This is a genomic window from Methylobacterium sp. D53M (assembly GCF_053345625.1).
This window is the reverse complement of the sequence record NZ_JBKFAL010000002.1, coordinates 530,522-542,692: the sequence shown is the minus strand read 5'-3', so window position 1 is coordinate 542,692 and position 12,171 is coordinate 530,522. Positions and strand designations below refer to the sequence as shown.

Genomic DNA, 12,171 nt, shown 5'->3' with positions numbered 1-12,171 from the left:
CGAGTCCGCCCGTTGCGCCTGATCCAGATCACCCACCACGACCTCGACGGCTACGGCGCCTCGACGGTCGCCGCCGCCTGCGCCCCGGTCGAGCGCGTCGTCCACGTGCCCCGCTACAGCGATGTCGGCCCGGTCTTCGAGGACGAGATCCGGCGCCTCGGCCGCGCGGCGGAGCGCGAGATCCTGCTGATGACCGACCTCGGACTGGAGGAGCAGACCATCGCGGGCCTGAAGAAGTTCGCCGCGATGAACCGGCGCCGCGAGGACGGGCAGAAGCACCGCCTCGTGGTCCTCGACCACCACGCCTCCTCCCTCGACCAGATGCGGCGCCTGGGCCTGGACGCGGCGCCCGACGCCGCGCGGCCGGCGCTCCACCGGATCGACCTGGGCGACCCCGAGATCGCCGTGCTGATCGAGGACGACATCTGCGCCACGCGGATGGCCTTCGAGCACCGCGCCCTGTTCGCCGCGCACGAGGCCGCGACCGACCTGTCGAGCCTGCTCACCGCGGTCGACGCCCTCGACCTCTGGCGCAAGGAGAGCCCCGCCTTCCGGGGCGGCCTCGCCCTGGACGAGCTGTTCTGGGAGGTCGTGTCGAGCTACGTGCCGGTCGGGCATCCCTGGCACGACCGGTTCGTGTCCGAGATCCTGCTCGCGGCCGCCGCCGCCCTGCGGGACGGGGCGAGCCCGGCCGAGCTGGAGCGCCGCGCCTCGGCGCTGCGCGCGGGCGTGGTCGACACCCTGCTGCGCGACGCGCCGGACGACGACCCAGCGCTGACGACGCGCATGCGGCTCGCCCGGGCGCTCGCCCGCTCGGATTCCCTGTTCCGCCCGCTCAAGGACGGCACGCTCCTGTCCTTCGCCCTCGATTCGGGCACCTTCCAGCGGGTCTCCGACCTGATCATGGACGCGGGCCGGGCCAAGCGCGTGGTCAACGTCCAGCGGATGGGCACGCTGTCGTTCCGGTCCAACGACGGCACGGCGCTCGACGGCGCCCGCCTGTTCCGCGGCGGCGGCCACCGCGACGCGGCGGGCGGCCGGCTCCAGAGCGGCTCGGCCTTCTCGATGGCGGACGCGATCGCCCAGGTGGAGCCGGTGCTGAACCCGGAGAAGCCGGCCGGCTCGGACAGCCCCTTCGCGGCGCTGAAGAACTGGAAGGGCTGAGCGGCCGGCCGCCCCGTTCCCGCGGGCGCGGCGACGGCCCTAGAGCCGGAAATCCTCGCCGAGATAGAGCCGGCGCGCGTCCGGGTTCGCCACGATCTCCTCGGGCGTGCCCTCCGTGAGGATGCGGCCGGAATGGGCGATGTAGGCGCGGTCGATCAGGCCCAGCGTCTCGCGGACGTTGTGGTCGGTGATCAGCACGCCGATGCCGCGCTGCTTCAGGTGCTTCACGAGGTCCTGGATGTCGCCGACCGCGATCGGGTCGATGCCCGCGAAGGGCTCGTCCAGCAGCATGAAGGTCGGCGACGAGGCCAGCGCCCGGGCGATCTCGCAGCGCCGCCGCTCGCCGCCCGAGAGCGCGATCGAGGGCGATTTGCGCAGGCGCGCGATGTCGAACTCCTCGAGCAGCGAGTCGAGCTTGCGCGCGCGCGCCTTGCGGTCCGGCTCGACCACCTCCAGCACCGCCCGGATGTTGTCCTCCACGGTGAGCCCGCGGAAGATCGAGGCCTCCTGCGGCAGGTAGCCGATCCCGAGCCGCGCCCGCTGGTACATGGGCAGGTGCGTGATCGGCAGGCCGTCCAGGGTGATGTGGCCGCGATCGGCCGCGACCAGCCCGGTGATCATGTAGAAGATCGTGGTCTTGCCGGCGCCGTTCGGCCCGAGCAGCCCGACGGCCTCGCCGGTGCGCACGGTGAGGCCGGCCTCGTGGACGACCGTGCGGGCGCCGTAGCTCTTGCGCAGGCCGCGCACGCTGAGGATGCCGAGACCGCCCTCCTCGGCCGCGGACCAGCCGTCGGCCTCGGCCGGCTGTTCGGCCTGCCGCGCGCGCCGGCCGAACAGCCGGCCGAGCCAGCCCGTCCGGGCCGGCTCCTGCGGGCCCGCCTGGAACGCCACGGCGCCGCTCAATCGACCTGCGCCTTCGGCCTGGGCGGCGGCTGGCTGCAGCCCTTCGCCTTGCCGTCCTTGGCGTCGGACTTCTCGCCGGGCACGAACAGGGCCGAGACGCGGCCGCCCGCCACCGGGTCCATGTTCGCGCGCCCGGTGTTCATGTCGTAGACGAGCCGCTGCCCGCGGGTGACGTTCTGGCACTGGCTCAGGACGACGTTGCCGGTCAGCACGATCCGCTTGGCGTCCTGGTCGAACACCGCGTGATCGCCCGTGGCGACCTGGTCCTTCTGCACCACCGTCACCGGCCCGGCGCAGTCGACCTTCTGGATCCCGTTCTCGGCGGGGTTCCGCGGCGCCGCGTCGGCGCCCTCGTCCCGCGCCTCGGTCTTGGCGTCGCCCTTGGCGCCCTTGCCCGGCGCATCCTTGCCGCGCTTGTAGGTCACCGTCATGGTCGAGCAGCGGATGGTGCTGTCGCCCTGCACGGCCACGACGTTGCCGGCGAAGACCGCCTTGTTCTCCCGGTCGAACACGTCGAGCCGGTCGGCGTCGATCTTGATCGGATCCTTGCCGCCGCCACCGATATTGCCGAAGGGCGAATCCTTGCGCGCCGGCTTCTCGGCCAGCGCCGGACCGGCGAGGACCACCCCGGCCGCCAGGGCGGCGCAGAGGAGGCGGGCGGCGCTCATCGGGCACCGTCCGCGGCTTCGGCGTCCGAGGTCAGGATGCGGGCCTGCGGCTTCTCCCCCGGCGCGTCGCTGACGATGACCACGTGGACGTTGCCCACGAAGGAGATCCGCTTGCCGTTCTCGACGACGTCGAGGGTGTCGGCCTTCACGTTGGCCCGCGCGCTCGAGACGGTGACGGGCTCCTGCGAGCTGATGGAGCCGGTCTTGAACGCGACGGCGGCGGAGCGCAGGCGCGCCTCCTCGCCCTTGTCGGTCCAGATGCGGATGTCGTCCTTCAGGTCGAGCGCCTCGCGGGCGGTGTCGAACAGGCCCGACGTCGCCGAGAGGCGGGCGATGCCGCCCTGGTCGTCGGTGGCGATGTGGCCGCGCATCTGCTGCAGCTCGATCTGGCTCGGCTTGCGGACGTCCTGGAGGGCGGCGTCGGCCGTCACCTCGTAGCCGCGCGTGCCCTGGCGGAAGCCCGAGAGCCGCGGGTTCTCCATGCGGACCTTGGAGCCGGCCAGCGTCACCGGGCCGACCGAGACGCCCGGCAGCTGCGCCGCGAAGGGATTGAACAGGTAGCCCAGCAGCAGCGCCACCGCGCCGCCGGCGACCACCGGGATCAGCCGACGCATGGTGCGCACGCGTCCGCTGTGGCGGTACGCCCGGGCGTGGGCCCGGGTCCGCGCCGCCGCGACCGCCTGTCCGTTGCCGGCTTCAGCCTCGACCGGGTTCATGCAGCGTCCGTGAGGCGCGCCCGAGGCGCGCGAGAGGGTTCGGCTCAGACGCCTGCGGCCCCCACCGCGCCCGCGCCTTCGGCCGGGCAATGATCCCGACCGGTGGCGAAGTTATGGCTCGACCATTTCCGAATGATCAACCGAACCCACAATCATCCCGAACGGATGTGTGTGCAGACACACGCCGCGCGCGGCGTCCCGGCAGCGCGCGGCGCGGGTCTCCGTAGTCCTACGCGCCCCGCGCGGCCGCGAGCGCCGCCGCCACCGTGCGGGCGAAGGCCGCCGGGTCGCGGGGGCTGTCGCCGTCCTGGATGCGGGCGAGGTCGAGGAGCGTGCCGGCGGCCTGCGGCACCTCCGATTCGGGTGCCGCGGCCAGCGCCCGAATCAGCGGGTGGCGCGGGTTGATCTCTAGGACCGGCTGCCCCGCACCGGCCCGCCCGGCCCGGCGCATGAGCCGCTGCATCTGCAGGTCCGGCCCGCCGGTGCCGGCCGAGAGGACCACGGCCGAATCGACGAGCCGGTCGGTGGTGCGCACGTCCGAGACCTCGGCGCCGAGGGCCGCCTTCACGGCGGCGACGAAGGCGTCGATGCCCTCCGGCGCCTCCGGCTGCTCGCCCTCCGGCGCGAACTTCGACAGGTCGAGGCCGCCCTTGGTGATCGAGCGGAGCGGCTTCTCGTCGAAGGTGCCGAGCTGATCGGGCCAGAAGGCGTCGACGTGGTCGGAGAGGAGCAGCACCTCGAGGCCGCGGGCCCGGAAGCCCTCCAGCTGCGGCGACGACTTGAGCGCCTCGGCGTCGTCGGCGACGAGGTAGTAGATCGCCTCCTGGCCGTCCTTCATGCGGGACACGTAGTCGGGCAGCGAGGTCCAGCCCTCGACCGCCGAGGAGCGGAAGCGCAGGAGCGGCGCGATCTCGCCCCGGCGCTCGAAATCCTCGTAGATGCCCTCCTTGAGGACGGGGCCGAAATTCTCCCAGAAGGACTGGTAGCCCTCCGCGTCCTTGGCGCGGGTGCTGAGTTCGGAGACGACGCGCCCGGTGACCGCGCGGCGGATCCGGGCGAGCGCCGGGGTCGATTGCAGCATCTCGCGGGAGACGTTCAGCGGCAGGTCCTCGGTGTCGACCACGCCCTGGACGAAGCGCAGCCACGGCGGCAGCAGCTCGGCCTCGTCGGTGATGAACATCCGCCGGACATGCAGCCGGACCTTGCTCTGCCGCTCGTTCTCGAGGGCCTGGAACGGCTTCGAGCCGGGGATGAACAGAAGCGCGGAGAACTCGAGCTGCCCCTCGGCGCGCCAGTGGAGCGTCGCCCACGGCTTGTCGAAGTTCATGCCGATGGAGTGGTAGAATTCCTCGTACTGCTCCTCGGTGACCTCGGACTTCGCCTTGCGCCAGAGCGCGGTGCCCTGGTTGGCCGACTCGTCCTTGCCGTCGCGCACGACGGCGATCGGCACCGTGATGAAGTCGGCCCATTTCCGCACGAGATGGTCGAGGCGGTAGGGCTCGAGGTACTCGTCGGCATCCGCCTTGAGGTGCAGCACGATGTCGGTGCCGGGCTCGGCCCGCGTCGCCGGCTCCAGCGTGTAGCTGCCCTGCCCCTCCGAGGCCCAGGTCCAGGCCTCGTCGCTGCCGGCGCGGCGCGACGTGACGGTGACGCGGTCGGCGACCATGAAGGCCGAGTAGAAGCCGACGCCGAACTGGCCGATCAGGCTCGGCCGGTCCTCGGCCTTGGCGGATTCGAGCGTCTGCGAGAAGGCCCGCGTGCCGGAGCGCGCGATGGTGCCGAGGTTGGTGGCGAGATCCTCCTTGGTCATGCCGATGCCGGCGTCCGACACGGTGAGGGTCCGCGCCTCCTTGTCGGGCGCGATGCGGACCTTGGCGTCCGGCGGCAGCGCGCTCGCCGCCGAGGTCAGGGCCTCGAACCGCCGCCGGTCCATGGCGTCGGCCGCGTTGGCGACGAGTTCGCGCAGGAAGATCTCGCGGTCGGAGTAGAGCGCGTGCACGACGAGGTCGAGGAGGCGTCCCACCTCCGCCCCGAATTCGTGCCGCTCGATCGTCTCGCTCACGGGTGATGCCTCCGCTGTGGGGAAATTGCGGTGGCGATATGCTGGCGAACGGGGCCGTTTTCAATGCGAAAGACGGCCGGCCCCGGCCTCCGACGCGCGCCTCGGGCAGCGCCCCCGCGCGCCGCGGCCGGTCAGATCTCGATCTCGGTGCCCACCTCGACGATCTGCCGGGTCGGCAGGCCGAAATGGGCGCCGGTGCGCTCGGCGTTCCGCTTCATGAAGGCGAACAGGCCCTCCCGCCACGGCGCCATGCCGGGATGGGTCGGCGACGGGATCACCACCTCGTGGCCCACGAAATACGTCATGTCCTCCAGATATTCCGGCGGCAGCAGCCCGCTCGCCACCGCGCATTGCAGCCCCTCGGGGATCGAGGCGGTCTGCATGAAGCCGTAGCGCAGCACGACGCGCTCCATGCCGGGCGTGTACTTCGAGATCGCCTTGCGGATCCCCTGCGCCACCAGCGTCACCTGCGCCCGCTCGCTCGCCGGGATCACCGGCTCCTCCTCGTAGACGACGGTGATCAGCAGGATCCGCTCGTGCAGGCAGCGGCTGCGCTCCAGCAGGCGGCCGAGCGCCATCGGGATGCCCTCGGTGGCGGCGGTCAGGAAGGCCGCGGTGCCGGGCAGCGTCACCGGCGGGTGCGAGCCGAGGCTGGAGAGGAAGGAGGCCTCGGACATGCGCATGGTCTGGCGGACGGATTCGAGGACGTGGTTGCCCTTCATCCAGGTCAGCATCAGGAAGGCGACCACGCCGGCGAGCAGCAGCGGAAACCAGCCGCCCTCGAACAGCTTCACGCTGTTGGCGGAGAAGAACACGAGGTCGATGCCGAGGAAGAAGCCGTTGACCGCGAGGACCAGGACCGGGTTGTAGCCCCAGCGGAGCGCGATCAGCGCGGCGAGCAGCGTGGTGATGCCCATGAGCGCCGAGACCGCGATGCCGTAGGCGCCGGCCAGGGCGTCGGAGGAGCCGAACACCACCACGGCCGTCAGGGTCGCCACGGCGAGCAGCCAGTTCACCGCCGGCACGTAGATCTGGCCGCGCTCGTCCTCATCGGTGTGCACCACCCGCATCATCGGCATGAAGCCGAGCTGGATCGACTGCTGGGTGAGCGAGTAGACGCCCGAGATCACCGCCTGCGAGGCGATGACGGTCGCCATCGTGGCGAGCGCCACCAGCGGGTAATGCGCCCAGTCCGGCGCGAGCCGGTAGAACGGGTTCTCGATCGCGCTCGGGTCGGCGATGATCAGCGCGCCCTGGCCGCAATAGTGGATCAGCAGCGCCGGCAGCACGAGGCCGAACCACGCGATCCGGATCGCCGGGGCGCCGAAATGGCCGAGATCGGCGTACATCGCCTCGCCGCCGGTCACCGCCAGGAAGGCCGCGCCGAGCATCAGGAAGCTGACGTGCCAGCCGGCATGGATCAGGAAGTCCACCGCCCGGAACGGGTTGGCCGCCGCCAGGATCTCCGGCGCGTGCAGGATGCTCGGGACCGCGAGCAGGACCAGGACGACGAACCAGACGAGCATGACCGGCCCGAACACCCGGCCGATGGCGGCGACGCCCTTGTGCTGGACCAAGAACAGACCGACCAGGATCACCAGCGTGATCGGCACGACGTACGGCCCGAGCGCCGGCGCGTCGATCTTCAACCCCTCGATCGCCGACAGCACCGAGATCGCCGGCGTGATCGCGCCGTCGCCGTAGAGCAGCGCCGCGCCCACCAGCCCGACCACCAGCAGCAGCGCCTTCCACGTCCCCGGCCTGGCATGCCGCGCGCCGAGCAGCGCCAGCATGGCGACGATGCCGCCCTCGCCGCGGTTGTCGGCGCGCAGGATCAGCACCGCGTATTTCAGCGACACGATCAGGATCAGCGACCACAGGATCAGCGACACCGCGCCGGTGGCCGCCGCCGGCACCGAGGCGCCGCCGCTGGTCGCGGCCTTCACCGCCTCCTTGAACGCGTAGAGCGGGCTCGTGCCGATATCGCCGTACACGACGCCCAGCGCGCCCAGCATCAGCGCGCCGCCGGGCCCGTGCCGGACCGCGCCGGGCTTGCGCGCCACCGGCGCCGCCGGACGATCGACCGCCGGGGCAGCCGCGGAAGGCAGGGCTTGGCTCACGGTCGGGTCCGGTCGATGGCGTCGCGGTTGGCCGAAATCTTAGCGCGTCGGTCGCGCGGCGATAGACTCGGCAGATCTCCCGAGCGACCGCGGCGAAGACTTGTCACCCGAACGTGATGACAGTCGAGCGAACGCTTCGGCCCCGCCGCGCCGGCGGCGCGCGGGGCCCGCCGGTCAGGCGGCGTCGAGCCCCAGGTCGATGATCGCCGCCGAATGGGTGATCCAGCCGCAGGAGATCAGGTCGACCCCCGAGGCCGCGACCGCGCCCACCGTCTCGCGGGTGATCCGGCCCGACGCCTCGGCGAGGGCGCGGCCGTCGATCATCGCCACGGCGCGGCGGAGCAGGTCGGGCCCCATATTGTCGAGGAGCACCGCGTCGATCCCGACCGACAGGGCCTCCTCCAGCTGCTCCAGGCTGTCGACCTCGCACTCGATCTTCACCAAGTGGCCGGCCCGGGACCGGGCGCGCTCGATCGCCGGGACGATGCCGCCGGCCACCGCCACGTGGTTGTCCTTGATCAGCACCGCGTCGTCGAGGCCGAAGCGGTGGTTCGAGCCGCCGCCGGCCCGGACCGCGTGCTTCTCCAGGGCGCGCAGGCCCGGCGTCGTCTTGCGGGTGCAGACGATCGAGGCCTTGCCGTGCGGGCGCGCGGCCTCGACGAGGCCGTGGGTGGCGGTGGCCACGCCCGACATCCGGCAGAGCAGGTTCAGCGCCACGCGCTCGGCCGTCAGGATCGCCCGCGCCGGCCCCTCGAGGCGCAGCACCACGTCGCCCGGCGCCACGCGGGCGCCGTCGCCGCGCTCGACCGTCACGGTGACGGCCGGGTCCACCAGCGCGAAGGCGATGGCGGCGGCGTCGGTGCCCGAGATGACGCCGTCCTGCCGGGAGGCGATCACGCCGCGCATCCGCTCGCCCGGGGGGACGATGGCGTCGGTGGTGATGTCGCCGGCCCGGCCGAGATCCTCCAGCAGGGCGGCGCGCACCACGGGCTCCACGAGGAGCCGCGGCAGGGGGAGGATCTCATCGGAGAGAACCGACTGGGTCATGGCGTCAGCGCCTCCTCGGCGGACGGGGTCGCGGCGATCGGGTCGGCCAGCGCGGCCTCGGTGTGCGCGGCCGGGGCGAGGTGGGGGAAGTCGCTGCGCCAGTGGGCGCCGCGGCTCTCCCGGCGGGCGAGCGCGCCGCGGGCGATGAGCAGCGCCACGAGGGCGGCGTCGCAGGTCTCAGCCCCCGCCTCGAGGACGGCGACGGCTTCCTCGAGGCCGGCGGCGTCGCGCACGACGCCGACCCTGCGCTCCATCAGCGCGCGGATCGCCGGCAGGTCGCCGGCGGCACGGACAGACACGGCCTCGGGCACGATCGCGGCGGGCGGCGGCGCGTCGAGCCCGTCGGCGATGAAGCGCGCGTAGGCGAGGCCCTCCAGCAGGGAGTTGCTGGCGAGCCGGTTGGCGCCGTGGAGGCCCGTCGAGGAGACCTCGCCGCAGGCGTAGAGGCCCGGCACCGAGGTGGCACCGTACGCGTCCACCTTCACGCCGCCCATGTGGTAGTGCGCCGCCGGGCGGACCGGGATCGGCTGCACGGCGGGGTCGATGCCGGCGGCGGCGCAGAGCCCCGCCACGGTCGGGAAGCGCGTCGGCATCGCGGCGCCGAGCGCGCCGCGGGCGTCGAGATAGACCGTGCGGCCCCGCTGCAGCGCCTGGAAGATGCCGCGGGCGACCACGTCGCGCGGCGCGAGGTCGCCGCCCGCGATGCCGGCCATCACGGCGGCGCCGGTCTCGTCGATGAGGCGGGCGCCCTCGCCGCGCAGGGCCTCGGTGGCGAGCGGCATCGGGTCGGCGCCGGCCGCGATGGCGGTCGGGTGGAACTGCACGAACTCCATGTCGCGCATCACCGCGCCGGCCCGGGCGGCCAGCGCCAGCCCGCGGCCGACGGCGCCCGGCGGGTTGGTGGTCGCCGCGTAGAGGGCGCCGACGCCGCCGGTGGCGAGCACCACCGCGCGGGCCGGGATGCGGAACAGCGCGCCGTCGCGCTCGGCGACGATGCCGGCCACCGCCCCGCGCGTGTCCCGGAGCAGGTCGCAGGCCCGCGCCGTGACGACCTCCACGGACGGCGCCGACAGCACGGCCCGCACGAGCCCTTCGAGGACGCGGGCGCCGGTGGCGTCGCCGCCGGAGCGGACGATGCGGCGGCGTCCGTGGGCCGCCTCGAGCCCGAGGGCCAGCGCGCCGTCGTCGGTGCGGTCGAACGGGACGCCGATCCGCACGAGCCAGTCGATCAGCGCGGGGCCCTCCGCGGCGACCCGGAGCGCCACGTCGGGCTCGGTGAGCCCGGCGCCGGCGGCCTCCGTGTCGGCGGCGTGGAGCGCCGCCGCGTCGTCGGCGCCGACCGCGGCCGCGATGCCGCCCTGGGCCCAGCCGGTGGCGGTGCCGAGGCCGAGGGCCGAGGCCGTGACCAGCGTCACCGGGCGGGGCGCGAGGCGCAGCGCGACGCTGAGGCCCGCGACGCCGCCGCCGACCACGACGACGCGGTCGGCGCTGTTCGGGGAGATCGCGTTCATCGTGTGCGCACCTCGAGCATGCGCTCGACCGCGGCCCGGGCGCGGTCGGCGAGCGCCGGGTCGACCGTGACCTCGTGGGTCATCGTCTCGAGCGACCGCCGGATGTTGCGCAGGCTCATCCGCTTCATGTGCGGGCACATGTTGCAGGGCTTGATGAACTCGATGTCCGGGTTCTGCGCCGCGATGTTGTCCGCCATGGAGCACTCGGTGACGAGCACCACCTGCTTCGGCCGCTTCTCGACGACGAAGTCCATCATCATCGCGGTGGAGCCCGAGAAGTCCGATTCGGCCACCACGTCCGGCGGGCATTCCGGGTGCGCGATCACGGTCACCCCGGGATAGCTGTCGCGGACGTCGCGGATGTCGGCCGGGGTGAAGCGCTCGTGCACCTCGCAGTGGCCGGCCCAGGTCAGGATCTCGACCTCCGGGATCTCGGCCTGGACGTTCTGCGCGAGGAACTCGTCGGGGATCATGAGGACGCGGGGTGCGTTCAGCGACCTGACCACCGCGACGGCGTTGCCGGAGGTGCAGCACAGGTCGGACTCGGCTTTCACGGCCGCCGAGGTGTTCACGTAGGTCACGATCGGCACGCCCGGGTATTTGGCGCGCAGGCCGCGCACGTCTGCGGCGGTGATCGAATCGGCCAGCGAGCAGCCGGCGCCCATGTCGGGGATGAGCACGGTCTTGCTCGGGTTCAGGAGCTTGGCCGTCTCGGCCATGAAGTGGACGCCCGCCAGCACGATCACGTCAGCGTTCACGTTCACCGCCTCGCGGGCCAGCGCGAGGCTGTCGCCCACGATGTCGGCCACCGTGTGGAAGATCTCGGGCGCCTGATAGTTGTGCGCCAGGATCACGGCGTTGCGCTCCCGCTTCAGGCGCAGGATCGCCTCGATGTCGGGGGCGAGCGCCGGCCACTCGATCGCGGGGACGTGCCGGCTGACGCGTGCGTACAGATCCGGAAGGGGCAGGCCCGGGATCGTCGAGCGGGAGACGGGTGCAACGGTCGCCGTCATGGCGTCCTCCATTATGCTCAGTTTGAGCATTGTGCCGTCTAACTTATGGGGGCCGGACGCGCCTGTCCAGATATGCTAGCTGTGAGCATAAATCTTTTGCGGTGCGATGTTACGCTGCGCCGCCGAAGGCTCGAGCGCTCAGCAGAAGGTCGCCGGGTCCGGCCCGATCCGGCCGTCGGCCCGGTCGAGGCCGGCGATCCGCGCCATCTCGTCCGCGCCGAGCTCGAAATCGTACAGCGCGATGTTCTCGGCGATGCGCCGCGGGGTGGCGGTCTTGGGGATCGCCACGCATCCGATCTGGATCTGCCAGCGGAGCACCACCTGGGCGGGCGTCTTCCCGTGCGCTTCCGCGATCGCGAGGATGGCCGGGTCGTTCAGCTCCTTGCCCCGGCCCAGCGGGCTCCACGACTCGGTCACGATCCCGTGACGGGCGTCCTCCGCGCGCGGTTCTTTGCGCTGGAAATAGGGGTGCAGCTCGATCTGGTTGACGGCCGGGGCCACGTCGGTCTCGCCGATCAGCGTGGCGAGATGCTCGGGCGAGAAGTTCGACACGCCGATGGACTTCGCACGGCCCTCCTTCCGGAGCTCGATCAGCGTCTTCCAGGTCTCGACGAACAGACGACGCTGCGGGCACGGCCAGTGGATCAGGTACAGGTCAACATATGGGAGACCGAGTTGCCGCAGGCTCTCGTCGAAGGCGCGCCGCGCCTCGTCGCGGCCCTGGCGATCGTTCCAGAGCTTCGTGGTGAGGAAGATCTCCTCGCGGGGGATCCCCGCGTCCCGGATGCCGCGCCCGACGCCCGCCTCGTTGCCGTACGCCGCGGCCGTGTCGATAAGCCGATAGCCGGCGCGGAGGGCCTGTCCGACGAGATCCGGAGCCTGGGCGTCCGAGAGCTGCCAGCAGCCGTAGCCGATCTGCGGGATGTGTCGGCCGTCGTTGAGCGGCAGGGTCGGGATAGCCATGAGG

The 12,171-nt window shown here is 72.5% G+C and carries 10 protein-coding genes; 1 reads left to right on the top strand and 9 read right to left on the bottom strand.

What is annotated here, in order from left to right:
• Positions 1-12 precede the first annotated feature (12 nt).
• Positions 13-1,164, top strand: a complete 1,152-nt coding sequence (locus ACLBYG_RS06880) for a dimethylmenaquinone methyltransferase (protein ID WP_447680975.1) — start codon at positions 13-15, stop codon at positions 1,162-1,164.
• Between the two features lie 39 nt (positions 1,165-1,203).
• Here the strand turns inward: ACLBYG_RS06880 and lptB are convergent, their stop codons facing one another.
• The 9 genes from lptB to ACLBYG_RS06835 all read right to left on the bottom strand — a co-directional run bounded on the left by lptB (position 1,204) and on the right by ACLBYG_RS06835 (position 12,167).
• The gene (gene lptB, locus ACLBYG_RS06875; protein ID WP_419149853.1) at positions 1,204-2,055 is read right to left on the bottom strand and encodes an LPS export ABC transporter ATP-binding protein; all 852 of its coding nucleotides are present in this window, start codon (positions 2,053-2,055) and stop codon (positions 1,204-1,206) included.
• 8 nt (positions 2,056-2,063) lie between these two features.
• Positions 2,064-2,735, bottom strand: a complete 672-nt coding sequence (locus tag ACLBYG_RS06870) for an LptA/OstA family protein (RefSeq protein ID WP_447680974.1) — start codon at positions 2,733-2,735, stop codon at positions 2,064-2,066.
• Positions 2,732-3,451, bottom strand: a complete 720-nt coding sequence (gene lptC / locus ACLBYG_RS06865) for an LPS export ABC transporter periplasmic protein LptC (protein WP_042671243.1) — start codon at positions 3,449-3,451, stop codon at positions 2,732-2,734. The genes ACLBYG_RS06870 and lptC overlap by 4 nt, the downstream gene beginning before the upstream one ends.
• A gap of 229 nt (positions 3,452-3,680) precedes the next feature.
• On the bottom strand, positions 3,681-5,513 hold the full coding sequence (gene htpG / locus ACLBYG_RS06860; RefSeq protein WP_447680973.1) for a molecular chaperone HtpG: 1,833 nt from the start codon (positions 5,511-5,513) through the stop codon (positions 3,681-3,683).
• A 131-nt stretch (positions 5,514-5,644) separates the two neighbouring features.
• Positions 5,645-7,633 carry a potassium transporter Kup gene (locus ACLBYG_RS06855; protein ID WP_447680972.1) on the bottom strand — a complete coding sequence of 663 codons (1,989 nt, stop codon included), beginning with the start codon at positions 7,631-7,633 and terminating at the stop codon, positions 5,645-5,647.
• 174 nt (positions 7,634-7,807) lie between these two features.
• Positions 7,808-8,680, bottom strand: coding sequence for a carboxylating nicotinate-nucleotide diphosphorylase (gene nadC, locus ACLBYG_RS06850; RefSeq protein WP_447680971.1), 873 nt, complete (start codon positions 8,678-8,680; stop codon positions 7,808-7,810).
• Positions 8,677-10,191 carry an L-aspartate oxidase gene (locus tag ACLBYG_RS06845; protein ID WP_447680970.1) on the bottom strand — a complete coding sequence of 505 codons (1,515 nt, stop codon included), beginning with the start codon at positions 10,189-10,191 and terminating at the stop codon, positions 8,677-8,679. The genes nadC and ACLBYG_RS06845 overlap by 4 nt, the downstream gene beginning before the upstream one ends.
• Complete coding sequence (nadA, locus tag ACLBYG_RS06840; protein ID WP_447680969.1) at positions 10,188-11,204, bottom strand: quinolinate synthase NadA; 1,017 nt, start codon at positions 11,202-11,204, stop codon at positions 10,188-10,190. Before nadA ends, ACLBYG_RS06845 begins: the two co-directional genes overlap by 4 nt.
• Before the next feature lie 138 nt (positions 11,205-11,342).
• Entirely contained in the window at positions 11,343-12,167 is an 825-nt protein-coding gene (locus ACLBYG_RS06835) for an aldo/keto reductase (protein WP_447680968.1), read from the bottom strand.
• Positions 12,168-12,171: the final 4 nt, after the last annotated feature.

Bases quoted from the DNA above. Each gene is read 5' to 3' on its own strand.
- ACLBYG_RS06870 (WP_447680974.1), bottom strand. From the start codon at position 2,735: ATGAGCGCCGCCCGCCTCCTCTGCGCCGCCCTGGCGGCCGGGGTGGTC.
- lptC (WP_042671243.1), bottom strand. From the start codon at position 3,451: ATGAACCCGGTCGAGGCTGAAGCCGGCAACGGACAGGCGGTCGCGGCG.
- nadC (WP_447680971.1), bottom strand. From the start codon at position 8,680: ATGACCCAGTCGGTTCTCTCCGATGAGATCCTCCCCCTGCCGCGGCTC.
- ACLBYG_RS06845 (WP_447680970.1), bottom strand. From the start codon at position 10,191: ATGAACGCGATCTCCCCGAACAGCGCCGACCGCGTCGTCGTGGTCGGC.
- nadA (WP_447680969.1), bottom strand. From the start codon at position 11,204: ATGACGGCGACCGTTGCACCCGTCTCCCGCTCGACGATCCCGGGCCTG.
- ACLBYG_RS06835 (WP_447680968.1), bottom strand. From the start codon at position 12,167: ATGGCTATCCCGACCCTGCCGCTCAACGACGGCCGACACATCCCGCAG.